The 25,662-nt window shown below is 68.4% G+C and carries 21 protein-coding genes and 1 pseudogene; 12 read left to right on the forward strand and 10 right to left on the reverse strand.

The features are described 5' to 3' along the window. Positions 1 to 12: 12 nt before the first annotated feature. Positions 13 to 372 carry an MbcA/ParS/Xre antitoxin family protein gene (locus tag G315_RS0111675; RefSeq protein ID WP_019612564.1) on the reverse strand — a complete coding sequence of 120 codons (360 nt, stop codon included), beginning with the start codon at positions 370 to 372 and terminating at the stop codon, positions 13 to 15. Between the two features lie 223 nt (positions 373 to 595). Between G315_RS0111675 and G315_RS0111680 the strand changes: the two genes are divergently transcribed. Both G315_RS0111680 and G315_RS14385 read left to right on the forward strand, forming a co-directional pair. Further along, a complete protein-coding gene (locus G315_RS0111680) occupies positions 596 to 922 on the forward strand; it encodes a DUF3634 family protein (RefSeq protein ID WP_018146387.1) in 327 nt (108 codons plus the stop codon). Positions 923 to 945: 23 nt separating this feature from the next. Beyond that, positions 946 to 1,260: pseudogene (locus tag G315_RS14385) on the forward strand (GIY-YIG nuclease family protein); the annotation flags it as partial. 10 nt (positions 1,261 to 1,270) lie between these two features. On the opposite strand, the gene putP reads toward G315_RS14385, so the two are convergent. The 4 genes from putP to G315_RS0111705 all read right to left on the reverse strand — a co-directional run bounded on the left by putP (position 1,271) and on the right by G315_RS0111705 (position 7,941). Further along, entirely contained in the window at positions 1,271 to 2,746 is a 1,476-nt protein-coding gene (gene putP, locus G315_RS0111690) for a sodium/proline symporter PutP (RefSeq protein WP_018146389.1), read from the reverse strand. 120 nt (positions 2,747 to 2,866) lie between these two features. Continuing rightward, positions 2,867 to 6,553 (reverse strand): bifunctional proline dehydrogenase/L-glutamate gamma-semialdehyde dehydrogenase PutA, encoded by a 3,687-nt coding sequence (gene putA, locus G315_RS0111695; protein ID WP_019612565.1) that lies wholly within the window; start codon positions 6,551 to 6,553, stop codon positions 2,867 to 2,869. A gap of 91 nt (positions 6,554 to 6,644) precedes the next feature. Continuing rightward, positions 6,645 to 7,298 (reverse strand): cupin domain-containing protein, encoded by a 654-nt coding sequence (locus G315_RS0111700; protein ID WP_019612566.1) that lies wholly within the window; start codon positions 7,296 to 7,298, stop codon positions 6,645 to 6,647. Positions 7,299 to 7,371: 73 nt separating this feature from the next. Continuing rightward, on the reverse strand, positions 7,372 to 7,941 hold the full coding sequence (locus G315_RS0111705) for a Spy/CpxP family protein refolding chaperone (protein WP_019612567.1): 570 nt from the start codon (positions 7,939 to 7,941) through the stop codon (positions 7,372 to 7,374). Between the two features lie 124 nt (positions 7,942 to 8,065). On the opposite strand from G315_RS0111705, the gene G315_RS0111710 reads away from it, so the two are divergent. The 9 genes from G315_RS0111710 (at position 8,066) to G315_RS0111750 (ending at position 19,082) form a co-directional block, all read left to right on the forward strand. After that, complete coding sequence (locus G315_RS0111710; protein ID WP_018146393.1) at positions 8,066 to 9,427, forward strand: GntP family permease; 1,362 nt, start codon at positions 8,066 to 8,068, stop codon at positions 9,425 to 9,427. Between the two features lie 250 nt (positions 9,428 to 9,677). Then, a complete protein-coding gene (locus G315_RS0111715) occupies positions 9,678 to 10,844 on the forward strand; it encodes a glycerate kinase (RefSeq protein ID WP_081624476.1) in 1,167 nt (388 codons plus the stop codon). Between the two features lie 92 nt (positions 10,845 to 10,936). Next, a complete protein-coding gene (locus tag G315_RS0111720; protein ID WP_019612569.1) occupies positions 10,937 to 12,043 on the forward strand; it encodes an alkene reductase in 1,107 nt (368 codons plus the stop codon). Between the two features lie 95 nt (positions 12,044 to 12,138). Continuing rightward, positions 12,139 to 12,507 carry a hypothetical protein gene (locus G315_RS0111725; protein ID WP_019612570.1) on the forward strand — a complete coding sequence of 123 codons (369 nt, stop codon included), beginning with the start codon at positions 12,139 to 12,141 and terminating at the stop codon, positions 12,505 to 12,507. A gap of 77 nt (positions 12,508 to 12,584) precedes the next feature. Next, positions 12,585 to 13,844, forward strand: coding sequence for a TolC family protein (locus G315_RS0111730; protein ID WP_038034839.1), 1,260 nt, complete (start codon positions 12,585 to 12,587; stop codon positions 13,842 to 13,844). Continuing rightward, complete coding sequence (locus tag G315_RS0111735; RefSeq protein ID WP_019612572.1) at positions 13,841 to 15,430, forward strand: efflux RND transporter periplasmic adaptor subunit; 1,590 nt, start codon at positions 13,841 to 13,843, stop codon at positions 15,428 to 15,430. The genes G315_RS0111730 and G315_RS0111735 overlap by 4 nt, the downstream gene beginning before the upstream one ends. A gap of 12 nt (positions 15,431 to 15,442) precedes the next feature. Beyond that, positions 15,443 to 18,523 carry an efflux RND transporter permease subunit gene (locus tag G315_RS0111740; RefSeq protein ID WP_019612573.1) on the forward strand — a complete coding sequence of 1,027 codons (3,081 nt, stop codon included), beginning with the start codon at positions 15,443 to 15,445 and terminating at the stop codon, positions 18,521 to 18,523. A gap of 81 nt (positions 18,524 to 18,604) precedes the next feature. After that, positions 18,605 to 18,838 carry a hypothetical protein gene (locus G315_RS0111745; RefSeq protein ID WP_018146400.1) on the forward strand — a complete coding sequence of 78 codons (234 nt, stop codon included), beginning with the start codon at positions 18,605 to 18,607 and terminating at the stop codon, positions 18,836 to 18,838. Beyond that, a complete protein-coding gene (locus G315_RS0111750; protein ID WP_018146401.1) occupies positions 18,825 to 19,082 on the forward strand; it encodes a type II toxin-antitoxin system RelE/ParE family toxin in 258 nt (85 codons plus the stop codon). The genes G315_RS0111745 and G315_RS0111750 overlap by 14 nt, the downstream gene beginning before the upstream one ends. A gap of 236 nt (positions 19,083 to 19,318) precedes the next feature. On the opposite strand, the gene parE is transcribed toward G315_RS0111750, so the two are convergent. Then, positions 19,319 to 21,205: a DNA topoisomerase IV subunit B gene (parE, locus tag G315_RS0111755; RefSeq protein WP_026182163.1), complete on the reverse strand. Its 1,887-nt coding sequence runs from the start codon at positions 21,203 to 21,205 to the stop codon at positions 19,319 to 19,321. 337 nt (positions 21,206 to 21,542) lie between these two features. On the opposite strand from parE, the gene trxA reads away from it, so the two are divergent. Continuing rightward, complete coding sequence (gene trxA, locus G315_RS0111760; RefSeq protein WP_019612574.1) at positions 21,543 to 22,418, forward strand: thioredoxin; 876 nt, start codon at positions 21,543 to 21,545, stop codon at positions 22,416 to 22,418. A 237-nt stretch (positions 22,419 to 22,655) separates the two neighbouring features. On the opposite strand, the gene G315_RS0111765 is transcribed toward trxA, so the two are convergent. The 4 genes from G315_RS0111765 to G315_RS0111780 all read right to left on the reverse strand — a co-directional run bounded on the left by G315_RS0111765 (position 22,656) and on the right by G315_RS0111780 (position 25,632). Next, a complete protein-coding gene (locus G315_RS0111765) occupies positions 22,656 to 23,057 on the reverse strand; it encodes an OsmC family protein (protein WP_018168173.1) in 402 nt (133 codons plus the stop codon). Between the two features lie 51 nt (positions 23,058 to 23,108). Beyond that, on the reverse strand, positions 23,109 to 23,822 hold the full coding sequence (locus G315_RS0111770; RefSeq protein ID WP_018146405.1) for a DsbC family protein: 714 nt from the start codon (positions 23,820 to 23,822) through the stop codon (positions 23,109 to 23,111). Between the two features lie 91 nt (positions 23,823 to 23,913). Then, on the reverse strand, positions 23,914 to 24,819 hold the full coding sequence (xerD, locus tag G315_RS0111775) for a site-specific tyrosine recombinase XerD (protein WP_018146406.1): 906 nt from the start codon (positions 24,817 to 24,819) through the stop codon (positions 23,914 to 23,916). A gap of 3 nt (positions 24,820 to 24,822) precedes the next feature. Next, positions 24,823 to 25,632: a slipin family protein gene (locus G315_RS0111780; RefSeq protein WP_018146407.1), complete on the reverse strand. Its 810-nt coding sequence runs from the start codon at positions 25,630 to 25,632 to the stop codon at positions 24,823 to 24,825. Positions 25,633 to 25,662 lie beyond the last annotated feature (30 nt).

The following is a 25,662-nucleotide window of genomic DNA, read 5'->3' on the forward strand; positions in this document are numbered from 1 at the left end:
GTCAGGTTGCCCTCATAGCTTGCCGCGGATCGCGTCGAGATATTCCAGAACGCCCACCAAACCCTGAACCGTGCGGATCTGCTCGGCGGGCACGCCTCCGGTGTGGTGGTTGTGCGTCTGCATCCAGTGTTTCATCGCACCGACATCCCCGCCGGTGAGGACATAGAGCGCGCGATAGCAGCGAATCAGCAACAGCGCCAGCTCACCCGGCTTGCTGGCCGGGTCGATGTTACCCCGACTGATGTCCGTGCGCCCGCGTCCGACCACCTCGCCCAGCTCCGCCTGGGTCAGGCCCAGCGCCTTCCCGGCATTGACCAGCGCCTCGCGCAGGATATCGGCGCGTTCCGGAGCCAGGGCTTCCGCAGTGTTCATGGCGCGCCTCCAATTCAGTGCATATGGCACATTATATCTCTTATTGCGCACACAGAACATTCTGTTTCCACATCACCGCCCTCCGCCAGCATGCGGAAGTTCAGACCAGCGCCGTCCGGTTGGCGCACACGGGCTCGCATGACCGCACTCGGGTGCTACGATCAGCCCAGTCCATTTGCACAAGGCCCGAGCGCTTCGGGCCCATCCCACTGGAGGGGACGCCATGCTGATCTCGTTGCTGTTGATGATTGCGTTGCTGCTGGTCGCGGGCGCCCTGCTGATCTGGCAGGTCAGCATCATCTTCAGCATCGAGATCGAGGACGGTCATCCGCGGGCCCGCCGCGGTGATCCGCCAAAGACGTTCCAGCACACGGTGCGGGATGTGGCGCGACGCTACGGTATCCAGAAGGGGCGGCTGACCGCGATCCGCCGCCAGAACGGACTGCGCCTGCGCGGCTCGGCCTCCATCCCGAAGGAGGCGCATGCCGAGCTGCAGGCCGCGCTGCAGCGCATCAAGGTGGGCCAAAAGCGCCGCAAGAAGCGCCGTTGAGCCCGGCCGGCCCGGCACACCCCATGACCATGACACCGGCCGTGGCCGCGCCGGAACAGCGCGACGGGACCTGGTACGTCTACCTGCTGGAGTGCCGGGGCGGCCGCATCTACACCGGGATCACGCCGCAGCTGGCGGCGCGCATGGCCGCCCACGCGGCCAGCCGCGGAGCCCGCTTCACCCGCATGCACCGGCCCGTGCAGCTACTGGCAGCCCGGGGTTTTGCCTCGCGCAACGAGGCCTTGCGGGAGGAACACCGGATCAAGCAGACCTCGCCACGGGCCAAGCGAGCCTTGGCCCTCCAGTGGGCCCGGGAGGCCGCCATCGACCGGTTCCCGGGGACCGGGATTACTCCGCCGGGCGCCGCCGCGACTCCTGGAACTGGCGCTGGACCGACTCGGACGGACCGCCGGGCAGCAGGCTGACGACGACGATGGCCACGGTGGCAAAGATGAAGCCCGGCAGCAGCTCGTAGACGTCGAACAGGCCTCCTTCGGCCTGGTTCCAGAGGATGATGGTGACCGCGCCGACCACCATTCCGGCCAGTGCCCCGTTGCGCGTCATCCGCGACCAGTACAGCGCCAGGATGATCACCGGGCCGAAGGCCGCGCCGAACCCGCCCCAGGCGTAGGCCACCAGATCCAGCACCCCGGCCTCCGGCGCCATGGCCAGTAGCAGCGCGACGAGCGAGACCCCCAGCACCGCGGCGCGGCTGATCCACACCAGCTCGGTTGCCCCGGCCTCGCTGCGCAGGATACCGCGATAGAAGTCGTTGGTGATGGCACTGGCGGAGACGATCAGTTGCGAGTCGATGGTGCTCATGATCGCGGCGAGGATCGCCGCCATCAGGATGCCTGCTACCCAGGGATTGAACAGCGCGCGGATCAGCTCGATCAGCACGGTCTCGCCGTCCGCGAGCGGGGCGTCGGCAAAGTAGGCGATCCCCATGTAGCCAGTGGCCACCGCGCCGATCAGGGCCAGGACCATCCAGGTCATGCCGATCAGCGTCGCACGCGGTACATCCCGCTCGGAGCGCAGCGCCATGAAGCGCGCCAGGATATGCGGCTGACCGAAATAGCCCAGACCCCAGGCCAGCAGGGAGAGCATGCCAAGGAAGGTCATACCCTGGAGCACCTGGGCATGGGTCGGGTCCACGGCGGCGACCTCGCTTTGCACGCTGCCCCAGCCGCCGATCAGCACCACCGCGAACATCGGTACCACCAGCAGCGTCAGGAACATCAGGATGCCCTGCAGAAAGTCGGTCCAGCTCACCGCCAGAAAGCCGCCGAGGAAGGTGTAACTGATAATCACGATGGCGCCGACCCACACGGCGGTCTCGTAGTCCATGCCGAACGAGCTCTGGAACAGCAGCCCGCCCCCGACCAGACCGGCCGAGATGTAGAGCGTAAAGAACACCAGGATCACGATCGCGGAGACCACCCGCAGGATACGCGTACGGTCCTCGAAGCGGTTCTCGAGGAAGTCCGGGATGGTCAGCGAGTCCTTCGCAAGCGCGGTGAAGCGCCGCAGGCGCCCGGCCACGAACAGCCAGTTCAGCAGCGCCCCGACCACCAGCCCCACCCCGATCCACAACTCGGACAGCCCGGACACGTAGACCGCACCGGGCAGCCCGAGCAGAAGCCACCCGCTCATGTCCGAGGCCCCGGCACTCAGCGCGGCCACCCCCGGCCCCAGGCGACGTCCGCCGAGCACGTAGTCGCACAGCGTGGTGGTCGTGCGGTAGGCCGCGATCCCGAGGATCAGCATCGCCGCCAGATAGGCGGCAAAGGTCACCAGAGTGGGCATCGGCATATTGATATCCATGGAGCGTCTCCTCGTATCAGGCCGATGGCCCTGTTGCGTTGGTGCTCGGGCGCGTCTCGATCGAGTGTAGATGAGGGTCCGCAGCCCCGTCGGTACGCGTCGTCATTGGGGCGTGATGCCTCATTCCGATCCGTCGGCCGCCGCCAGCAGGCTGGCGTTGCCGCCGGCGGCGGTGGTGTCGATGCACAGGTGGCGCTCGACCACGTAGCGCTCGGGCGCGATGGGGGCGGTCTCCAGCGCGACAATCGCCCCGTCGCGTTGCGCCAGCGCCTGGCGCAGCGCACGGGTCCAGTCACTCGCGCCGGCCGCCGCCACCGCGACCGGACCGTCCAGCGCGGTCAGCGTGCCCGGTTCCACCACGCCATCGATCCCGGCCACAGGCACGCCCGCCCGGTGCAGGGCCCGCACGGCACGTTCGGCGCCCGGGGCCACCATGAGCACCGGGCACCCCGCCCCCAGCGCCTGCACCGCCTGCGCCAGCGCGATCTCCGCACCCGGCCCCAGGCACAGCACCGGGCCGCGGGGATAAAGGCTCAGGCGATTGCTCTCGCCGGTCGGGCCCGGCAGCGTCTGCGGACTCATGTAGAGGGCCGCGGTCTCGGCCAGTGCCTTGCGCGGCAGACCCGTGCGTTCCGACAGCGCGCGGCGCAGTACCTCCATGCGATCCGTGCGCGCGGCCCAGTCATCGGCATCCAGTGCGTCCAGGGCCTGCTGCAGGACCTCGTGCGCGACGCCTTCGCCCCCCGGCTCCGGCGCGGCGGGTACCTCCTCGGGCGCGCCGGACCGGCGCCCGAAACGGGTCAGGTACAGCGGCCCGCCCGCCTTCGGGCCGGTGCCGGAAAGCCCCTCGCCCCCAAATGGCTGGGAGCCGACGATGGCGCCGATCTGGTTGCGGTTGACGTACTGGTTGCCGACGCGCAGACGCTCCACCACCTGCTGCACGCGATCGTCGATGCGGGTATGCAGGCCGAAGGTCAGGCCGTAGCCGCGGGCATGGATAGCATCCACCACGGCGTCCAGGTCCCGGGCGCGAAAGCGCGCGACGTGCAGGACCGGTCCGAATACCTCGCGTTCCAGAGCCTCGATCCCCGGGAGCTGGACGATGGAAGGCGCGACGAAGCGCCCCGCCTCCGGCACCGGCAGCGACTTCACCAGTCGGCCCTGCTCCGCCTGTGCCTTCAGGTAGTCGCGGATATCCGCCTGCGCCTCGGCATCGATCACCGGCGAGACATCGGTTGCCAGCTGCCAGGGATCGCCGATGGTCAGCGCGTCCATCGCGCCCTGCAGCATCTCCATCAGGCGGTCATGGGCCTCGTCCTGCACATACAGCATGCGCAGCGCCGAGCAGCGCTGGCCGGCCGACTGGAAGGCGGAGGCGAGGATGTCGCGCACCGCCTGTTCGGTCAGGGCGGAGCTGTCCACGATCATCGCGTTCAGCCCGCCGGTCTCGGCGATCAGCACGGCTTCCGGCCCGGCGTTGTCCGCCAGACTGCGGTGGATCAGCTGCGCGACCTCGATGGAGCCGGTGAAGCAGACCCCACTGATACGCGGATCGGCGGTCAGTGGCCCGCCCACGGTCGGACCATCACCCGGCAGCAGCTGCAGCGCCGTCTCCGGCAGGCCCGCCTCGCGCATCAGTTCCACCGCGCGGGTAGCGATCAGCGGGGTCTGCTCGGCAGGCTTCGCGACCACCGTATTGCCCATCGCCAGGGCCGCGGCGACCTGACCGGTGAAGATCGCCAGCGGGAAGTTCCACGGGCTGATGCAGCCGAACACCCCGCGCGGCTCCAGCTCCGCCTCCCGTGCCAGCCGCTCGGCCTCGCCGGCGTAGTAGCGCAGGAAGTCGGCCGCCTCGCGTACCTCGGCGATGCCGTCCCAGACGGTCTTGCCGGCCTCGCGGTTAGCCAGCGCGATCAGCTCGGGAGCGTGCGCCTCGTAACGCTCCGCGATGGCACGCAGCAGATCCGCCCGTGCCGCAACCGGGTGCGCCGACCAGTCGACAAACCCCATCAATGCGGCGCGCAGGGCGTGCTCGATCTCCGCCGCCGTGGCCTCGCGCACCTCCCCCACCACGTCCTCGGGATCGGCGGGAGAAACCGCGTCGCGCGGTTCGCCCTGTGGCGCATACCCCGCTGCCAGCATCGGCGCCGCCTGCCAGCGCGTCCGCGCGAAGGCCTCGCGCGCCTCGAGCAGCGGCAGGATGGAGGCGGGTTCGTTGACGCAGTAGCCACGCGAGTTCTGCCGCTGCGGCTGGTAGAGATCGGCCGGGTCGCGAATGGCCGGGTTGGGGATGGCATCGCCCAGGGCGTCCAGGTCGGCGAGCGGGTCGCGGGCGATCTCCGCCGGCGGGATGGTGCTGTCCACCACCTGGTTGACGAAGGAGCTGTTGGCCCCATTCTCCAGCAGACGGCGCACGAGATAGGCCAGCAGGTCGCGATGCGCACCGACCGGGGCGTAGATGCGGCAGCGGGTGCCGGCCGTGGCCTTGACGGTGGCGTGCACCGACTCGCCCATGCCGTGCAGGCGCTGGAACTCGAAGCCGTCACGGTCGTCCCCGGCCATGGCCAGGACCGCCGCGCAGGTGTGCGCGTTGTGGGTGGCGAACTGCGGGTAGATGCGATCGCGCCGGTCCAGCAGCATCTGCGCGCAGGCGATGTAGCTGACATCGGTGTTCACCTTGCGCGTGAACACCGGGAAGTGTTCCACGCCCAGCTCCTGCGCCAGCTTGATCTCGGTATCCCAGTAGGCGCCCTTGACCAGGCGCACCATGATCTGCCGGTCGAGGCGCTCCGCCAGCGCGTAAAGCGCCTCGATCATCGGCGCTGCGCGGCGGCCGTAGGCCTGCACGACCACGCCGAAGCCGTCCCAGCCGGCCAGCTCCGGATCCGCCAGCAGGGCCTCGATCACGTCCAGCGACAGCTCCAGGCGATCCTGCTCCTCGGCGTCGATGTTGAAACCGATTCCGGCCCGCGCTGCCTGCCGGGCCAGTTCCCGCGCCCGCGGCACAAGGTCCGCCATCACCGTCGCGCGGTGGGTGTACTCGTAACGGGGATGCAGCGCGGAAAGCTTGACCGAGATGCCGGGGCTGGAGCGCACGTCGCCCTGCGCCTGCCTCGCGATCTCGGCGATCGCCGTGGCATAGGCCTGATGATAGCGCCGGGCATCGGCATCGGTGCGGGCGGCCTCGCCCAGCATGTCGTAGGAATAGGTATAGCCCTCGCGCTCCATCTCGCGCGCGTTGCGCATCCCCTGGGCGATCGTCTCGCCGAGCACGAACTGGCGGCCCAGCAGCTTCATCGACTGCGCCACTGCGGTGCGCACCAGCGGCTCGCCGACCCGCCGGATCAGCCCGCGCAGTGCGGCGGCCGGGCGCTGCGGGTCGGCGCTCAGCACCTTGCCGGTCAGCATCAGGGCCCAGGTGGAGGTGTTCACCAGCGACGACGAGGAATGCCCGAGGTGGGCGCCCCAGTCGGAGGGCTCGATCTTGTCCTGGATCAACTCGTCGATGGTCTCGGCGTCCGGCACCCGCAGCAGGGCCTCCGCCAGGCACATCAGGCCGACACCCTCCTCGGTGGACAGGCCGTACTCGGCGAGGAAGCTCTCCAGCAGCGACGGCGACGTCTCGGCGCGCACCCGCTCGACGATGCGCGCGCCCTCGGCCGCGATACGGGCGCGAGCCTCGGCATCCAGCCGGATGGCGGCCCGCAGGTCGCGCAACACGGCCGCCTCGTCGACCCCGTATGCCGCCCGGATGCGGGCACGATACGGGTCGAGGACAGTGTCCTGCTGGGATTCGGGCTGCTGCATCGGCCTGCTCCCGTGTAAGGGGGTCCCTGTACCCGGCCCGGGCGCCTTCGGTCACCTTACCCTGTGAAAGCGCAGGCCCGGGCGCAGGGCATCACAGGTGACCGGTCTTCACGTAGATCCGCGTCTCCTCCTCCACCCAGGGATCGTGCTGGCTCGAATGCGGGCTGCGGATCCACGTGCCGGCGGGATAGCGTCCGTGCTCGTCGATGAATTCGCCGGACAGCACCAGGATCTCCTCCCCGCCCCAGTGCCGGTGGGGCTGGAAATGCTCCCCCGCCGGCCAGTGCACCAGTGCGGTGTGTTCGGTCCCAAAGCTGTGCAGATGCAGGACGCGCAAGCCGCCGATGCCCGGCTGGAAGGGCGCCGAGTGGGTATCGACCACCACCTTCTCGCGGTCCTCGGGCGCGAACTGCTCCAGCTTCACGAACAACGTGCAGCCGGGACCCGAGTGCGGCGTATGGCGGGAACCCGGCGGATTGCGCAGGTAGGTGCCAGCGGGATAGTCACCGGTTTCGTCGGAGAACACGCCGTCCAGTACCAGGATCTCCTCGCCCAGCGCATGCGTGTGCGGCGGGAAGCGGGCTCCGGGCTGGAACTGCACGATGCTGGTGGCGCGGCCCGCTTCCGCCTGTTCGCGCTCCAGCGGCTTGCGCACCACGCCGTCGGCACGGCTGCCGCTCCAGGGCTGCGCCGCCGTCTCCACGACCACCGGCCGGTTCAGATCCAGGTTCAGGGCTCCCGTCATGCGCGCTCCGATCGTCTTTTCAATCGAACACAGCCCCGGCCGGTTAGTTCCGTTCCGGCAAGGGCACGGGCGTTCAGTGGTGGTGACCTTCGTGGCCGTGATGCTCAGGCCCCGGGCGATCTTCCGCCTCGCCGTGATAACCGCGGGCCTGCCGATAGCGCGCCTTCTGCTCGTCGCTGAGCAATGCGTCCATCTTCAGGTGGTAGGACAGGTGCAGGTGGCGCAGGCGGCCGCGCAGCTCGCCGATCTCGACCGTGAGCGTCTCGATGGTCTCGCTGGAGATCCCGCCCTCCGCGAAGCGCGCGTCCAGTTCCCTTTCGCGCTCCACGATGCGCCGGCCCAGTTCGCGCGCCTGCTCCCGCATGGTCTCGAACAGCCGCTCGGTCTCGCGGTGTTGTTCGGCCGTCAAGTTCAGTTCCTCGGCCACCTCGAGCACATGCAGCGGGCCCGGATAGCCGTGCAGCTCGGCCGGCAGCGCCATCCCCATGCCGCGCCCTTCCAGGAGGTCCTCGGTCTCCTGTGCGGAGAGTGCCTTGATCTCGCGCTCCTGCAACCCGGAATACGGATTGGCCGCGGCCGATGCGGACATCACCAGCGCAAGGCTCGCGCCCATCAACCCCGAAAAAGCGATAACACGATGCATGCAGGAATCCCCTGGCAAGCAATGGCGTCTGGATTGTAGCGCCCAGACCAATCACGGGACACCGAACCGCTCACGGACGTCTAGACTCCGGATCGATACTCATAAAAAGGCAAAAGGACGCGACATGCTGATTATCGGATTGATTGTGGTCGTCGCCGCGCTGGTGTTCGCCACCGCGAAACTGCGCGTACATCCGTTCCTCGCCCTGCTGATCGCCGCCTTCGCGATGGCACTCATCGGCGGTATCGCGCCGCGCGAGGCGATCAGTGTCATCAACGACGGCTTCGGCAGCACCCTGGGCTACATCGGCATCGTGATCGCCCTGGGCACGATCATCGGGGTCATCCTCGACCGCACCGGCGCGGCCGTGGTGATGGCGGAGGCGATCATCCGCGCGCTGTCCGACCGCTTCCCCACCCTGACGGTCTCGATCATCGGCTACATCGTGTCCATCCCGGTGTTCTGCGACTCCGGCTACGTGATCCTGAACTCGCTGAAGAACGCGCTGGCCAAGACCGCCGGCATCTCGGTGGTGGCCATGAGTGTCGCGCTGGCGACCGGTCTGTTCGCCACGCACAACTTCGTGCCGCCTACCCCCGGCCCGATTGCGGCCGCCAGCAACATCGGCATCGCCGATGCCCTGGGCCTGGTGATCCTGGTCGGGCTGTTCGTCTCGGCCGTAGCGGCCGCGGTGGGCTGGCTGTGGGCCAGCCGCTACGCGCATGCCAATGACGAAGAGCTGCTGGAACCGGACCCGATCAGCGAGGCCACCGGGCAGGAGGTCGAGAGGGAAGAGATCAAGCTGGAGCACCGCCCGACCACGCTGGGCGCGTTCATGCCCATCCTGGCGCCGATCGTGCTGATCTCCATCGGCTCCGTCGCCTTGCTGGCCACCCGCGACACCGAGGCCGGGATATTCGCCAACGCACTGATCTTCCTCGGCACCCCGGTGGTGGCCCTGGCCATCGGCGTGATCTTCGCGCTGCTGCTGATCAAGGGCGCCGGCATCAAGGACCGCTTCCACCAGATGACGGTCGATGCGATCCTGCTGGCGGCCCCGATCATCCTGATCACCGGGGCCGGGGGCGCGTTTGGCAACGTGCTGCGCGAGACGCCGATCGGCGACCAGTTGGGTGACCTGCTGAGCGGCCTGGGCCTGGGCCTGCTGGTGCCGTTCCTGATCGCGGCGGCGCTGAAGTCCGCCCAGGGCTCGTCCACCGTGGCACTGGTCACCGCCTCCAGCATGATCGCGCCGATGCTGGCCTCGCTGGGGCTGGATTCGACCATGGGCATGGTCCTGGCCGTGATGGCCGTGGGTGCCGGTGCGATGACCGTCTCGCACGCCAACGACAGCTTCTTCTGGGTGGTCACCCAGTTCAGCCGCATGAAGGTGTCCACCGCGTACAAGGTGTTCACCACCGCCACGCTGCTACAGGGCATCAGCGCGATGATCACCATCTACATCCTGGGCCTGATCTTTGTCTAGGGGGACGCTGACTAATCTGCACGCTCGCGTTGGTGCCCCCTGTTTCCCGAGACAAGGCGCGTCGTGCAGCGGTTAGTGGTTCTACCCGCAAGCGGCGCAACGCAGCATCGGGGAACAGGGGGCACCAACCCCGGAGGGGCTCAGCCGATTCTGTGCGCTGACGGCGTTGCAGCTCGCTCATGTAGCTCGGCTACACTTCACTCACCGCGCCTTGTCAGCGCGCAGAATCGACTCGAGCGCGAACGTGCAGATTAATCAGCGTCCCCCTGGTCAACTCCGGGTCGTCGTTTGCCCGGACAGCTACAAGGGCAGCCTGGAGGCCGAGGACGTGGCCGCCGCCATGGCCCGCGGGGTGCACGCCGCCCGCCCGGATGCCCGGGTACGCTCCCTGCCCATGGCGGATGGCGGCGAGGGGACGGCGCGGCTGGTCAGCCACACCCTTGGCTGGGCCTGGCACCTGTCGGATGTGACCGGCCCCACCGGCGCCCACCTGAGCGCTGGCTGGGGCTGCGATCACCGCGAGCAGCGGGCCGTGATCGATGTCGCCTCCGCCTGCGGGCTGGACCGGATTCCCGACGACCGGCACGACCCCTGGCAGCTCCACAGCTTCGGTGTCGGCGAACTGATGCGGGCGGCCCTGGACGCCGGCGCCGAACACCTGATGATCGGCCTCGGCGGCAGCGGCACGGTAGATGGCGGCGCGGGCATGCTGGCGGCCCTGGGCGTGCGCTTCCTGGATGCCGAGGGACACGCGCTTGCGCCCCACCCGGCGGGCCTGGCCGATCTGGAACGGGTCGATTTCGACGCACTGGACCCGCGCCTGGCCCGCATCGACATCACCGTGCTCAACGACGTCGACAACCCCCTGACCGGGCCGCATGGCGCGGCGGCGGTATTCGGCCCGCAAAAAGGCCTGAAGGCGGCCGACATCCCGGCGATGGATGGGCATATGGAGCATCTGGCCCGTTGCATTGATGCCGCCGGGCACCTCCATCGTCCCACCGACACCCCGGGCGCCGGCGCCGCCGGTGGGCTCGGGTTCGCACTGGACTGCGTCCTCGGCGGTAGCGCGCGCATGGGCGCGGGCTACCTGGCCGAACTGATCGGGCTGGACGCCGCGATCCGCGAGGCCGATCTGGTCATCACCGGCGAGGGCCAGCTGGACGGCCAGACCTCGCACGGCAAGGTGGTAGCAGAAGTCGTGCGCCGCGCCCGAGAACTGCGGGTTCCGGTGGTGGCGATCGCCGGCTCCATCGCCTGCGACGAGGCCGAGATCGGCGCCTTCGGCCTGAGCGGCGCCCGCGCCCTGTGCGACGGCAGCATCACCCTGGACCAGGCCCTGGCCCGCCCCGCACACTACATCGCCGAGCGCGCACGTGCCCTGATCGAGGCGGCCGAACCGGGTGTCCGACCGTGAATCAGCGGAGTGCTCCCGTCTGAAAGGAACGTGTTCGGTTGATCCGGGTCCGACTCGCAGCACGGATCGATACGAACCCAAAGGAAGACCCCATGACCAAGCACGATGACGCGCTTTTTCGCCCGTACAGCCTGGGCCCGCTGGAGCTGCCGAACCGGGTGCTGATGTCCCCGCTGACGCGCTCGCGCGCCGGGCAGCCAGGCGACGTGCCCACTGATCTGAACGCCGAGTACTACGCGCAGCGCGCCGGTGCCGGCCTGATCATCAGCGAGGCCACGCAGGTCTCGCCGCAGGGCAAGGGGTATGCGTTCACCCCGGGCATCCACTCGCAGGAGCAGGTGGACGGCTGGCGCAAGGTCACCGAGGCCGTGCATGGCGCCGGGGGACGCATCCAGGCGCAGCTATGGCACGTCGGCCGCATCTCGCGCCCGGAACTGCAACCCGACGGTCAGAAGCCGGTCGCCCCCTCCGCCATCCAGCCGGAGGGCGCCTACACCTTCATCAGTGCCGAATCCGGCATGGTCGAGGTGCAGGAGCCGCGCGCACTGGAACTCGACGAGCTGCCGGGCATCGTGGAGCAGTATCGCCAGGGCGCGCAGAATGCCAAGGCGGCCGGCTTCGACGGCGTGCAGATCCACGCGGCCAACGGCTACCTGCTGGACCAGTTCATCCGCAGTGGCAGCAACCACCGCACCGACGCCTACGGGGGCTCGGTGGAGAACCGCATCCGTCTGCCGCTGGAGGTCGTGCGCGCGGTGATCGAGATCTGGGGGCCGGAGCGCGTGGGCATCCGCGTGAGCCCGACCGGCAGTTTCAACGGCATGCATGATGATGATCCGCTGGCGACCTACAGCGCCTTCGCCGAGGCCCTGGACGCCACCGGCATCGCCTATATCGAGGTGGTGGAGGACTCCTTCCAGGGCAATCACGAAACCGGCCGCCCGGAATCCATCATCGACGCCATCCGCGCGCGCTTCAGCCGAACCTACATCGGCAATGGCGCCTACAGCGCCGACGAGGCCCGCGAGCGCATCGCTGCCGGACGCTGTGACCTGGTCACCTTCGGCCGCCCGTTCATCGCCAACCCGGACCTGCCCGAGCGCTTCCGCCAGGGCGCCCCGCTCAGCGAGTGGGACGAAGCCACCTTCTACGGCGGCGACGAACACGGCTACACCGACTACCCGGCGCTATCCGACTGAAACCGGCCCCCGGGAGCCCCCGGGGCGCCATTTACGCAACCCATGCACGCGTGGCGTCTTGCCCTTGTCCTGGACCCGGCGTAGATTGCGGCGCGATGCGCACTGCCAACCGTCATACGTGGCTGCACGCCCTGCTGGTCCTGAGCCTGATGCTGTCCATGCCCCTGCTGCAGGGGGCGGGGCTGCACCTGCACGTGGGCGACGCGCACGACGCATCGCCGCATGCGGCGCACGATTCCGGGCACGCCCACCATCACGACGAGTCGGCCGAGGTCGACCTGACACCGCAGGCCACTGGCAAGCCGGTCACCGTATTGGATCTGCCCGGCGCGGCGCTGCCAACAACGGCCGGCGACCGGTCCGTGGCGGCCCCGCGCGCACCTCCTCGCATCGCGGACCTTACCCACCCCCTTCGCGCATCCCCTCCCTGGCTCGCACCACCCCTGCGCGGGCCGCCCGCCTGACCCATTGATTCGAACGTAGCGTGCTGACGCCTCCCCGGGGGCGCAGCCTGGATCGTCATCAATGGGGAGTGCTTCCCATGCCGTATTCGGTTTTTGCCTGGTCGGTCGCTGGACTGATCGGACTGCTTTGCATACCCGCTGCGCTCGCGGACTCGGGACGCTGGACCCTGGACCGGGCGGTCACTCACGGATTGTCCGTGGCCCCCGAGGCCGAGGCCTTCGAACACCGCATTGACGCCCAACGCGGCGCGCGGGATCAGGCGGGGCGCTGGCCCAACCCGACGCTGGAGGCCGAGGCCTCCGACCAGCTCGGAATCGAGGATGGGCGCGGTGGTTATTCGCTGAGCGCGATTGCCGTCACCCAGCCGCTCCCGCTATGGGGGCAGATCGGACATCGACGTGATGCCGCCGCCGCCCGACTCGCCGCGACCGAGGGGCGGGCCCACGCCGAGCGCCTGGAGCTGGAAGGCCACATCGGCGCGGCATTTCATGCCTGGCAGCAGGCGGAGACGGGGCTTGACCTGGCGCGCGAGCGTCTGGAAGAGGCCCAGCGCCTGGAGCGCATCGCCCGACTGCGACAGGAACGCGGCGACCTGTCCGAACGCGAGCGGCTGCGCATCGACCTGTTCCGCTCCGAGGCCGTACGCCAGCTGGAGGCCGCCGAGGGCGCGCGGACCGAGGCCCGCGCCACCCTGGCCGCCTGGCTCGACCGGCGCCCCACCGAGCTGGGCACCGCCCCCGCCTTCGACGACCCACCCCCGGCGCCCGCCAGGATCGAACCACAGGCGGTAGTGGACCAGCACCCCGCCCTGCGGGCCGCGTCCGAACAGCAACAGGCCGCGCAATTGGAGATTGCCCGCGCACGGGCCGAAGGGCGCCCGGATATCGGCATCCGGCTGTTTCAGGAGCGCGACGTGATCGACGGCCGCCGGGAGACCTCCACCGGCGTGGCGCTGCAGCTCGAGCTGCCGCTATGGGACCGCAACCAGGGACGCGTCCGCGAATCCGTGGCGAACCATTACACGCGCCAGACCGAGGTCCGGGCCCTGCGCCGCGACCTGACCCGCCAGGTCGAGGTCGGCCGCGTGCACCTGGCGCACCTGCTGGACGAACTGGACCGCCACCGCAACCAGACGCTGGTGCCCGCCCGGCGGGTACGCGACCTGACCTACCGCGGCTACGAGAGCGGCGAGGCCTCTTTGCTGGAAGTACTCGAGGCCTACAACACCCATTTCAACGCGATCGAGCAGGAACAGGATCTGCTTGCCCAGGGCTGGGCGGAGTGGCGCGAACTGCGCATTGCAGCGGGGCTCGGCCTCGTGGAGGACACCCAATGACATACCGAATCACCCACCGGATTACGCGCATCGCCATCCTGCTGGTCCTGTCCCTGGCGACCGGCCCCACCCTGGCCGAGGACCTCGAGATCACCCACTGGGATGCGGGACTGGAATGGTTCGTGGAGGCCGGGCCCCTGGAGCCCGGGGCCTCGGAGACCTTCCTGGTCCACGCCACCTGGCTGGACGACTTCCGTCCAGTCACCACCGGGGAACTGACCCTGCAGATGCATAACCGCTACGGGGAGGTATTCAGCGAAGCCACTGCCCATCTCGACCGCGAGGGCATCTTCGCCGTCACCCTGCAACTGCCGGAAGCCGGGCGCTATTACCTGACCGGCGTGCACGAAGATGCCGACGGCATCCGCGAAAGCACCCTTGGGCAGGTGACGGTCCCCGGCGGGCACCGCCATGACCACCAGGACGACCATGCGCACCCCGGCGACGAGGGGCACGCCCACGACGAGGATGACCACGGGCACGCGCACGACGACGACGGACATGACGACGAGGGACACGCACACGATGCCGACGACACGATCACCTTCCTCAAGGAGACGCAGTGGCGTATGCGGTTTGCCACGGCCCCAGCCCGTTACGAGCCGTTCGCCGAACGTATCGAGGTCCCCGGGACGATCCGCGAGGTACCCGGCCAACGCACCCGACTGGTCGCACCAGCCAATGGGATCATTACGGCGGACGGGGACTGGCCGGCGCCCGGGCGCGAGGTGCACGCCGGCGACAGCCTGATGCGCCTGGCGGTACTGCCGGACAGCGGCACCTCCAGCGGCCTGGCCCTGGAACTCGCCCGGGCACAGGAACGCCTGACCGCGGCCGAGGCCGATCTGGAACGTCTGACGGGTCTTGCCGAGGAGGGCGTGATCGCCGACAGCCGGGTCGTGGAAGCCCGTCGCGAGCGCAACACCGCGCGGGCCGAACTGGACGACGCCCGCGATCGCCAGGAACGGCTCGACGGCAGCGCCGTTTCCGGGACGCTGGCCCTGCGCGCCCCGGCGGGCGGCCGGGTGGAATCCCTGGATGTCAGCCCCGGGGAGGTCGTACAGGCCGGCCAGCGCCTGGCCAGCGTGCTGGACGGCGAGCATCTGTGGCTGGTGGCGCACCTCTATCCGGCGGATCTGGAACGGGTTACGTCGCTGGCCGACCCGGCCGTGCGCCAACCGGGCAGTCGCGAGTGGCGGACCGTCGGGGGCGAACCGGTGTGGGAAGGCGGTGCCTTCGAGGGCCCGGGGCAGACGCTTCCGGTCGCCTTCGCCCTGGAAGCCGCAGACAACCGATACCGTCCCGGCATGCCGGTAACGATCTCGCTCGCCGCCGGGCCGCCCCGCCATCGCATCACGCTCCCGGTCGGGGCGCTGATCGACGACGATGGCGTGCCGATCGTGGTCGTGCAGACCGGGGGCGAGTCATTCGAGCGACGTCCGGTCCGTACCGGGGCCCGCTCCGCCGGGCGAGTGGAGATCCTCTCCGGCATCGAGGCGGACGAGCGCGTGGTAACCCGGGGCGCCTATGCGGTCCTGCTGGCAGGCCGGGATTCCGACGACATTGGCCACGGCCACGCGCACTAAGGGGATGGCGACATGCTGGATCGACTGATTCGATGGTCCCTCGCCAACCGTCTGCTGGTGATGGCCGGGGCCCTGGGCATCCTCCTGCTGGGGGCCTGGCAGGCAAGCCAGGCCCCCATCGACGTGTTCCCCGATCTGACCGCGCCCACCGTGACGGTCATGACCGAGGCCCCCGGCCTGGCCGCCGAGGAGGTGGAACAGCAGGTCAGCTACCTGATCGAGTCCGCGGTGAGCGGCGCATCCGGGGTGCGCCGCGTGCGCTCGCAGTCCGTGGCCGGATTCTCGCTGGTGTGGGTGGAGTTCGAATGGGGCGAGGCGATCTACCAGGCCCGGCAGGTGGTCAACGAACGCCTGGGCCGCGTGCAAACGCAACTGCCCGCGGGGGTCGCCGCCCCGCAGCTGGGGCCGATCAGTTCGGTCATGGGCGAGATCGCCTATCTGGGCGTACGCGACGAGGCGCGCGAGGACGGCATGCGCGCCCGCGAGGTCGCGGACTGGGTAGTGGCGCGCCAGCTGGAGGCCATCCCCGGCGTGGCCCAGGTGACCACCCTGGGCGGCCAGGTCCGCCAGTACCAGGTGCAGGTCGCCCCCGAGCGCCTCGCGGCGTTCAACCTGAATCTCGTGGAGGTCCGCGACGCTGTGGAGCAGGCCAGCCGCAATGCGGGCGGCGACCGGTTGAGCGACGGCGGACAGGACTACCTGATCCGTTTTCTCGGTCGCGCCGAACGCCTGGATGAGATCGAACAGGCCGTGGTCGCCGTGCGCGACGACATGCCGATCCTGGTGCGGCATGTCGCGGAGGTCGCGATGGGTCCGGGCATCCCGGTCGGTGACGGCGGCGTGAATGGGCACCCCGGCGTGGTCGTGGCCGTCTCCAAGCAACCGGATGCCGACACCCTCGAACTGACCCGGTCGATCAACGCGACGCTCGCGCGGCTGGAAGCGGGGCTGCCCGAAGGCATCACCCTCGAACCCAACCTGTTCCGTCAGGCCGATTTCATCCAGGCGGCGGTGGCCAACGTCGCCGAGGCCCTGCGCGACGGCGCGATCTTCGTGGTGCTGATCCTGCTGGTGTTCCTGCTGAGCGTACGGATCACGCTGATCTCGGTCCTCGCCATTCCATTGTCGCTGACCATCGCCCTGCTGGCCCTGCAGGCACTGGGCATCACGATCAACACCATGACCCTGGGGGGCATGACCATCGCCATCGGCGCGCTGGTCGATGACGCCATCATCTTCGTGGAGAACATCTATCGCCGCCTGCGCGAGAATGGCGGCGATCGCGATCGCGCCAGCCTGGACGAGACCGTGCGCCAGGCCTGCTCGGAGATGCGCTACCCGGTGGTCTTCTCCACTGTGATCATCATGCTGGTGTTCGCCCCGCTGTTCTTCCTGAGCGGGGTAGAGGGTCGCCTGTTGCAGCCGTTGGGGGTGGCCTACCTGATCGCGATCGCCGCATCGCTGATAGTGGCCCTGACCGTGACGCCGGTGCTCGCCCGCTGGCTGCTGCCCGCGATCGCGCGCCGCAATGCCGGGCGCGAACCGCCGGTGGCCGCCCTGCTGCAACGCGGCTACCGCCCGCTACTGCGCGCCACGCTCCGGTTCCGGCGCAGCATCCTCGCGCTCTCCACCATCCTCGCCGTGGCCACGCTGGCGGCCACGCTGCTGCTGGGGCGATCGTTCCTGCCCGACTTCAACGAGGGCAGCCTGACCATCGAGATGGCCACGCCGCCCGGAACCAGCCTGGAAACCTCGGCGGAGATGGCCGGCCAGGTCGAGCGCTGGCTGTTGGAGCAGGATGCGATCCTGTCCGCCGCCCGCCGCACCGGACGTGCCGAGGGGGCGGAGCATACCCAACCACCCCACCTCAGCGAACTGGATGTCCGTCTGGGCCCGCTACCGCAGGGGAAGGAGGCGTTCCTCGAGGAGCTGCGCGCGGGACTGGCCGCCTTCCCCGGGCAGTTCAACATCGGCCAGCCGATCTCGCACCGCATTGACCACATGCTCACCGGCGTGCGCGCAAACCTGTCGGTGAAGGTCTTTGGCCCCGGGCTGGGCGAGTTGCAGCGTCTGGCGAAGCAGATCGAGGCGACCCTGGAAGGGATCGACGGCATCGTCGACCTGTCGGTCGAGCCCGTCGCGGCGGTGCCCCAGATCCGGCTGCATGCCGACCGCACCGCCCTCGCCCGCTACGGCCTGACCGTGGCGGACGCCGCCGAGACCATCGAGACCGCCTGGCGTGGCGCGCGCGTCGCGCAGATCTTCGAGGGCGAACGACGCTTCGACCTGGTCGTGCGCCTGCCGGCGGAACACCGCGTGATCGACGGCCTGGCGGACATCCCGATCCGCACGCCCACCGGACACCACATCCGTCTGGGTGAGGTCGCCGAACCCCGGATCGAACGCGGCCCCAACCAGATCAATCGGGAGAATACCGAACGCCGCCTGGTGGTCAGTGCGAACGTGGCGGGTCGCGACCTGCATGGCGCCGCCCGCGAGGTCCGCACCGCCATCGGCGAGCAGGTGACGCTGCCCGAGGGGTATCGCGTGGAGCTGGGCGGCCAGTTCGAGGCCGAGGCGCAGGCCACCCGGACCATCGTCATCGTATCCGCCGGCGTCCTGGTCGCAATGCTGCTGGTGCTGCAGCTGGCCCTGCGCTCGCTGACCCTGGTCCTGCTGGTGATGGTCAACATCCCGCTGGCCCTGATCGGCGGGGTAATCGCGGTGTTCGCCATGGGTGGCGTGATGACCATCGCGGCCCTGGTCGGTTTCATCACCCTGTTCGGCATCGCCGTGCGCAATGGCTTGCTGCTGATCAGCCGCTACCAAAGCCTGGCGGCCGAAGGCGTGCCGCTGGACGCGGCCGTGGAACGCGGGGCGCTGGAGCGGCTGACCCCGATCCTGATGACCGCACTGACCGCCGCGCTGGCGCTGATCCCGCTGGCCCTGGGCTTGGGCGAGACCGGCACCGAGATCCAGGCCCCGATGGCCATCGTAATCCTCGGCGGCCTGCTCAGCTCCACCGCCCTCAACATGCTGGTGCTGCCAGCCCTGTACCACTGGCTGCGCTCGCGCCCATCGGCGCGGGCCTGACGCTGTTTCGGACCAATCGCTGTGACGTCATGACGTCACAGCGTTATGATGGCGATGGTACCAAGCATCACGGAGGCCCCGATGAACGAGCCAAACAAACGTTCCACCGTCTATTTCGAACCCGACTTGCACCGGGCACTGCGCCTGAAGGCCGCCTCCACGCAATGTTCGGTCTCCGATCTGGTCAATCGTGCCGTGCGCCAGACACTGATCGAGGATCAGGAGGATTTGCAGGCGTTCGAAGATCGCGTCGCAGAGCCAACCATGACCTACGAGGCACTCCTCGACGACCTGAAGGCGCATGGCAAGCTTTGAGGTTGTGGTCCGCAAGTCCGTCGCCAAGGATCTGCGACGGGTTCCCGACAGGGACGTACGCCGCATCCTGGAACGCATCGCTTCGCTGGCAGAGGACCCCCGCCCACTGGGCAGCGAGAAGCTTTCCGCGCAGGAGCGATACCGTGTGCGGCAGGGCGTCTACCGCATCCTCTACGAGATCAGGGACGACCAGCTGATCATCACAGTGGTGAAAATAGGCCACCGCCGTGAGGTCTATCGCTGACCTGACAAGCCGCGACGTTCAGCCCGTCGCCGGGATCGTTCGCGCACACGTGTCGACACGAACTCGACCCTGCAGGGTGCGGTTGAATGCAGCGAAACGCACCATTTCCCGCGTCGTGCCAGTCCCTTGATGGGATTCGCTGCGCTCATCCCATCCTACGACCCGGCGGCTGGCTGAACGTGATCGCTAATCAGGTGACGGGATTCGCGGTGCTCATCCCATCCTACGATCTGGCGTCAGACGGCGACGTCGGCCAGGTGGCCCTTGCCCTCCAGCCAGGAGCGGCGTTCGGAGGCGCGTTTCTTGCCGAGCAGCATATCCATCAGCTGCATGGTGTCGTCGGCGGCGTCGAGGGTGAGCTGCACCAGGCGCCGGGTGTCCGGGTTCATGGTGGTCTCGCGCAGCTGTAGCGGGTTCATCTCGCCCAGCCCCTTGAAACGGGTCACGGAGATCTTGCCCTTCAGTTTTTCTGCCTCGATGCGCTCCAGCACGCCAGCCTTCTCGTCGTCGTCCAGGGCGTAGAAGGTCTGCTTGCCGACGTCCACACGATAAAGCGGCGGCATGGCGATATACACGTGCCCCCGCTCCACCAGCGGCCGGAAGTGCTTCAGGAACAATGCGCACAAGAGCGTGGCGATATGCGCGCCGTCGGAGTCGGCATCGGCCAGGATGCAGACCTTGCCGTAGCGCAGCCCGTCCAGGCTGGCCTGGCCCGGGTCCACGCCCAGGGCCACGGAGATGTCGTGGATCTCCTGCGAGCCGAGCACCTGGTCCGGGTCCACCTCCCAGGAATTCAGGATCTTGCCGCGCAGCGGCATGATCGCCTGGAAATCGCGATCGCGCGCCTGCTTGGCGGAGCCGCCAGCCGAGTCGCCCTCGACCAGGAACAGCTCGGTGCGCTCGAGGTCCTGGCTGGCGCAGTCGGCCAGCTTGCCCGGCAGGGTCGGGCCCTGGGTAATCTTCTTGCGCACCACCTTGCGGCCGGCGCGCTGGCGCTTCTGTGCATTCTGGATCGAGAGTTCGGCGATGCGCTCGCCCTGCTGCGGGTGCTGGTTCAGCCACAGGCTGAAGGCGTCCTTGACCACGCCGGAGACAAACGGCGCAGCCTGGCGCGAGGACAGACGCTCCTTGGTCTGCCCCGCGAACTGCGGGTCCTGCATCTTGAACGACAGCACGCTGGCCACCCGCTCCCAGACATCCTCCGGGGCCAGCTTGATGCCGCGCGGAATCAGGCTGCGAAACTCGCAGAACTCGCGGACCGCTTCGGTCAGGCCGGTGCGCAGGCCGTTCACATGGGTACCACCCTGGGTGGTCGGGATCAGGTTCACGTAGCTCTCGCTGACCACCTCGCCGCCCTCCGGCAGCCAGGTCACGGCCCAGTCGGCGGCCTCGGTCGCCCCGGCAATCGAACCCATGAACGGCTCCTCCGGCAGGCGCTCCAGACCATCCAGGGCCTCCACCAGATAGTCACGCAGCCCGGCGGCGTAGCACCATTCGCAGGCCTCGCCAGTCGTCTCGTCGCGGAAGGTCACGGTCAGGCCCGGGCACAGCACGGCCTTGGCGCGCAGGATGTGCTTGAGCCGGGGCACCGAGAACCGCGGCGAATCGAAGTACTGTGGGTCCGGCCAGAAATGCAGCGTGGTCCCGGTATTGCGCTTGCCGACATCGCCGACCGCCTCCAGGTCCTGCGTCTTGTAACCGCCGGAGAAGGCCATGCGGTACTCGCGCCCGTCACGCTTGATCTGGATCTCCAGCAACTTCGACAGCGCGTTCACCACCGACACGCCAACCCCGTGCAGGCCGCCGGAGAACTGGTAGTTCTTGTCCGAGAACTTCCCGCCCGCGTGCAGGGTGGACAGGATCACCTCGACCCCCGGGCGCTTTTCGCGCGGGTGCAGGTCCACCGGCATGCCGCGGCCGTCGTCGCTGACCGAGACCGAGTCGTCCTTGTGCAGGATCACGTCGATGCGCTTGGCGTGGCCGCTGATCGCCTCGTCCACCGAGTTGTCGATCACCTCCTGCGCCAGGTGGTTGGGGCGAGTGGTGTCGGTGTACATACCCGGGCGCTTGCGCACCGGGTCCAACCCTTCGAGGACCTCGATATCGGATGCGGAATAGCTCACGCAGGAATCCCCTTCATTAATATTGATCACACCCCGTACCGGGCACGGCATCGGTCATCCTGCACCGTCATTGCGAGGAGCCGAAGGCGACGAAGAAACCTCCCAACGCAACCCCCGACGTCCGCTCTGGCAAACGCCGGGGCCGTCCGCAGAGATCGCCACGGCGCTGCGCGCCTCGCGATGACGAGGGTGGTTGGCGTTCGTTGCCGGAGCGACCCCGCGCACCGGACTGTGCGCAGCGTACCAAAGCCTGCGGGGGAAAGGCTGCTTGCAATCCCGGGGGCGATCCCAACAATGCATTGCAGATTTCGTGTTCAAGTGTTCCAGGAGGGTTCCGATGGCAGAAGCCGCAAGCGCAACCGGCGACGATATCCTCGACGTCACGCAGGAAAACTTCCAGCAGGCGGTGCTGGACGAGTCCCACCAGCGCCCGGTGGTCGTGGATTTCTGGGCCGCCTGGTGCGGACCGTGCCAGCAGTTGATGCCGCTACTTCAGCAGCTCGCCACGCAGTACGCCGGCAAGTTCCGCCTGGCCAAGGTCAACAGCGACGAGCAGCAGGCCCTGGCACAGCAATACGGTGTGCGCAGCCTGCCGACCGTCATGATCTTTCGCCACGGCAAGCCGGCGGATCAGTTCATGGGCGTGCAACCGGAGCCGAACATCCGCGCGATGATCGACCAGTACCTGGAGAAGCCCTCCGACAAGCTGATCGAACAGGCGCGCGAGCAGGCCAAGACCGGCGACGTGGACGGCGCCCTGGCGACCCTCGGGGCCGCGCTGGAGGAGGACCCCGACAACGGCGACCTGCGCATCGAGCTGGCGCGCGCCCTGGCCCAGTCCGGCGATCCCGAGGCGGCCGAGACCGAACTCGCCAAACTGCCGCTGGATCAAAGCGAGAAGGAAGAGGCCAAGACCCTGCGCGCCCGCCTGGTGTTTGCCAAGACGGCGGCCGGCGTCGACCCGCAGGCGCTGGCGAAAGAACTGCAGACAGGCGACCCGCGCCCCGAGGCGCTGGAGCAGATGGCCGCCTACGCGATGCTCTCCGGACGCGCCGAGGAGGCGCTGGGGCTTTACCTGCAACTCATGAAGCAGCACCGCGCCTATAACGATGGGGCCGGCCAGCAGGGCCTGCTGGCCGCGTTCAAGGTGCTGGGGGATGACCACCCGCTGGTCGGGCAGTATCGACGGCAGATGGCGTCGCTGCTCTACTGAACAGGGCCCGGTTGCCGGCGCAGCATCCCTCCAACCGGCTACGGCCTCGACCACGCCCCATCGGCCAGAGGCTGGCCTCCTACACGTCGGCACCCCCGGAACCGAGCCCCTTCGGTGATCGGGCCCTGGCCAAGCCCATCGGCCCGAGCTTCCTCCCTGCGGAGGTAACCGCAGGCGCGGGCGGGGGCTTCGCGAGCAAGCTCGCTCCCACAGGGGGCTTCCCACCTGTTGCGCGACCTATTGCCTGGCGACGACCTCGCCGGTGAGTTGGGTGCCGGCGGCAAGGGTGGAGTAGATGGTACCCTTCTGCACGTTGCGGTGCAGCAGCTCGACCATCTCCTCGTCGGCATCGGTGCCGACCTCGACGCGATACTCGATCTTCGCGATGGCCGGTGGGTCGTCCTGGCGCCAGCCGCGCAACTGGATGGAGATGCTGTCCACCTCCATGCGCAGCATCGGCAGGGCGCGCTGGATGCCGCGCACCATGCAGGCACCGAGTGACGCCAGCAAAAGCTCCGGCGGGCTCAGGGCGTCGTCACGCCCGTCCATGTCGGTGTCCAGGGTGACCTCGGCCTGCTTGGCGTGTGCCAGGCTGCCGTGCGCGTCCACCCGTTCGACGTTCAGCTGATACTCAAGCATGTCATCTCCATCCCGCAGCCGGATCGCAATGCGCGACCCGGCGCCTGGATATCAGTTACTGCCGAGGATGCGCTCGATCACCGCCTGCGGTTCCTGGTAGCCGGACATCTGTTGTCCGCTCTCCGTGATCAGTGCCGGGGTGCCGCGCAGCCCAAGTTGCTGGCCCATGGCCATGTGCTGATCCTGCGGCGTGGCGCAGCTGCCGTCGATGTCGTTCAGCTTGTCGCCTTCCTTGGCACGGTCCATCGCGTCTTCGCGGTCATCCGCGCACCAGATGCGATCCATGATCTCCGGAGAATCGCGACCGAGGACCGGGAACATCAGGTAGCGCACCTTGATGCCAGCCGCCAGATACTCCGGCAGGTCCTGGTGGATTTCGCGGCAGTAGGGGCAGTTCGGGTCGGTGAAGATGTTCAGCACACCGCGAGTGTCGCCGTTCGGCGAGTAGGTCACCAGCTCGCTGTCGCCGATGGCGGCGAACATGTCGGCGCGCACCCCGCTGAGCGCGGCCTGGGTCAGGTTCTCGCGGGTTTCCAGATCGACCAGGCTGCCCTGAATCAGATAGCGGCCATCCTCGGACACATAGAGGATATCGGTGCCGTAGCGCACCTCGTAGATGCCAGCCATCGGGGTCTCCCGGATGCTGTCGGCCTCGGCATCCGGAATCACCCGGGCCATGGTTTCCTCGATGGCATCGGTCGCCATGACCGGGGTGCTGAACACGGCCAGGGCCGCGGCAAGGGGAAGAACGCGTTTCAGGAGCATGGATTCTCTCGTGTCAGTACAGAAAACGGAGCCAGTCTAGCAGCCCCCACGCGGGGAACCTGCGAAAGCTGGCAAGAGTGCGTAGTAGACGTCAGCCGCGGGGATGATGTTCCGCATGCAGGCTTTGCAGGCGGGCGCGTGCGACGTGGGTATAGATTTGCGTGGTCGAGAGGCTGCTGTGGCCCAGCAGCATCTGCACCACGCGCAGGTCCGCCCCGTGATCGAGCAGGTGGGTCGCGAAGGCGTGGCGCAGGGTATGCGGCGACAGCGGCGACTCGATGCCGGCACGGCGCGCATGGGCCTTGATGCGGTACCAGAAGGCCTGGCGCGTCAGCCCGCGCCCGCGGCGGGTGACGAACACGGTCTCGCAGGGAGGGTGTTCGTCCATCAGGTCCGGCCGCGCCTCGCGCTGGAAACGGGCCAGCCAGTGCGCCGCCTCCTCGCCCAGCGGCACCAGGCGTTCCTTGTCGCCCTTGCCGGTGATGCGCACCACGCCCTGGCGGCTGTTCACCTCCGACTGCTCCAGGCCCACCAGTTCCGACACGCGCAGGCCGGTGGCGTACATCAGCTCCAGCATCGCGCGGTCGCGCAGACCCACCGCGGTCTCGAGATCGGGCGCCTGCAACAGGGCGTCCACCTGGGCCTCGGACAGGCTGGCCGGCAACGGACGCCCGGCGCGGGGCGATTCGATCCCGGCACTGGGGTCATCCTCACGCTCGCCCTGATAGACCCGATAGCGATAGAAACGCCGGATGCTGGACAGCGCCCGGGTAATGGACTTCGGCCGGGCCCCGGCCTGCATGCGCGCGCTGATGTACCCCAGCAGGTCGGGCGCCCCGGCGGTCTCCAGGTCCACGCCCCTGGGCTCCAGCCAGTGCGCCAGGCCCTCCAGGTCGCGGCGGTACGCCGCCAGGGTGTGATCGGAGAGCCCCTCGACCGCCCAGAGCTCGTCCAGGAAACGATCGAGGGCCGACGAGGTCGTCTCGGCGCTGGTCACGCGTTATGGCTGGCCGCCCCCGGGATTGCCCGGTGCCCCCGGGGTCTCGGCGCGGAATTTTCCGGCCAGGCTCTCGAACACCTTGGTCAGTTCCAGCGGCAGCGGGAAGAAGATGCTGTTGGCGGTGCCGTTGGTCGACATGTCGGCCATGGTCTGCAGGTAGCGAAGCTGCAGCGCAGCCGGGCTTGCCTCCATCTTCTGCGCGGCCTGCACCAGCTTCTCGGCCGCCTGCAATTCGCCCTCGGCGTGGATGACCTTGGCGCGGCGTTCGCGCTCGGCCTCGGCCTGGCGGGCGATCGCACGGATCATGGAGTCGTCCAGGTCGACGTGCTTGATCTCGACGTTGGTGACCTTGATGCCCCAGGCGTCGGTCTGCGAGTCGAGGATCTCCTGGATGTCGTTGTTCAGCTTGTCGCGCTCGGAGAGCATCTCGTCGAGATCATGCTTGCCGAGGACCGAGCGCAATGTGGTCTGCGCGAGCTGGCTGGTCGCGGCGTAGTAGTCCTCCACCTGGATCACCGACTTGGCCGAATCCACCACGCGGAAGTACAGCACCGCGTTGACCCGGACGGTGACGTTGTCCTGGGAGATCACGTCCTGACTGGGCACATCGAGGGTGATGATGCGCAGGTCGATCCGCACGATCTGCTGGATGCCCGGGATGACGATGATCAGGCCCGGACCCTTGACCGCCTGGAACCGCCCCAGAAAGAAGATGACGCCACGCTCGTACTCGCGCAGCACCTTGATCGACATCACGATGATGGCGATCAGGATGACTAGCGGAACGACAAAGAAACCGAGATCGTTCATGTCCTGCTCCTTCTACGTTGTGAGTACTGC

This window comes from Thioalkalivibrio sp. AKL7 (assembly GCF_000381705.1).
Classification (GTDB): Bacteria; Pseudomonadota; Gammaproteobacteria; order Ectothiorhodospirales; family Ectothiorhodospiraceae; genus Thioalkalivibrio; species Thioalkalivibrio versutus.

Bases quoted from the DNA above. Each gene is read 5' to 3' on its own strand.
- G315_RS0111675 (WP_019612564.1), bottom strand. From the start codon at position 372: ATGAACACTGCGGAAGCCCTGGCTCCGGAACGCGCCGATATCCTGCGC.
- G315_RS0111680 (WP_018146387.1), top strand. From the start codon at position 596: ATGCTGATCTCGTTGCTGTTGATGATTGCGTTGCTGCTGGTCGCGGGC.
- putP (WP_018146389.1), bottom strand. From the start codon at position 2,746: ATGGATATCAATATGCCGATGCCCACTCTGGTGACCTTTGCCGCCTAT.
- putA (WP_019612565.1), bottom strand. From the start codon at position 6,553: ATGCAGCAGCCCGAATCCCAGCAGGACACTGTCCTCGACCCGTATCGT.
- G315_RS0111700 (WP_019612566.1), bottom strand. From the start codon at position 7,298: ATGACGGGAGCCCTGAACCTGGATCTGAACCGGCCGGTGGTCGTGGAG.
- G315_RS0111705 (WP_019612567.1), bottom strand. From the start codon at position 7,941: ATGCATCGTGTTATCGCTTTTTCGGGGTTGATGGGCGCGAGCCTTGCG.
- G315_RS0111710 (WP_018146393.1), top strand. From the start codon at position 8,066: ATGCTGATTATCGGATTGATTGTGGTCGTCGCCGCGCTGGTGTTCGCC.
- G315_RS0111720 (WP_019612569.1), top strand. From the start codon at position 10,937: ATGACCAAGCACGATGACGCGCTTTTTCGCCCGTACAGCCTGGGCCCG.
- G315_RS0111725 (WP_019612570.1), top strand. From the start codon at position 12,139: ATGCGCACTGCCAACCGTCATACGTGGCTGCACGCCCTGCTGGTCCTG.
- G315_RS0111730 (WP_038034839.1), top strand. From the start codon at position 12,585: ATGCCGTATTCGGTTTTTGCCTGGTCGGTCGCTGGACTGATCGGACTG.
- G315_RS0111735 (WP_019612572.1), top strand. From the start codon at position 13,841: ATGACATACCGAATCACCCACCGGATTACGCGCATCGCCATCCTGCTG.
- G315_RS0111740 (WP_019612573.1), top strand. From the start codon at position 15,443: ATGCTGGATCGACTGATTCGATGGTCCCTCGCCAACCGTCTGCTGGTG.
- G315_RS0111745 (WP_018146400.1), top strand. From the start codon at position 18,605: ATGAACGAGCCAAACAAACGTTCCACCGTCTATTTCGAACCCGACTTG.
- G315_RS0111750 (WP_018146401.1), top strand. From the start codon at position 18,825: ATGGCAAGCTTTGAGGTTGTGGTCCGCAAGTCCGTCGCCAAGGATCTG.
- trxA (WP_019612574.1), top strand. From the start codon at position 21,543: ATGGCAGAAGCCGCAAGCGCAACCGGCGACGATATCCTCGACGTCACG.
- G315_RS0111765 (WP_018168173.1), bottom strand. From the start codon at position 23,057: ATGCTTGAGTATCAGCTGAACGTCGAACGGGTGGACGCGCACGGCAGC.
- G315_RS0111770 (WP_018146405.1), bottom strand. From the start codon at position 23,822: ATGCTCCTGAAACGCGTTCTTCCCCTTGCCGCGGCCCTGGCCGTGTTC.
- G315_RS0111780 (WP_018146407.1), bottom strand. From the start codon at position 25,632: ATGAACGATCTCGGTTTCTTTGTCGTTCCGCTAGTCATCCTGATCGCC.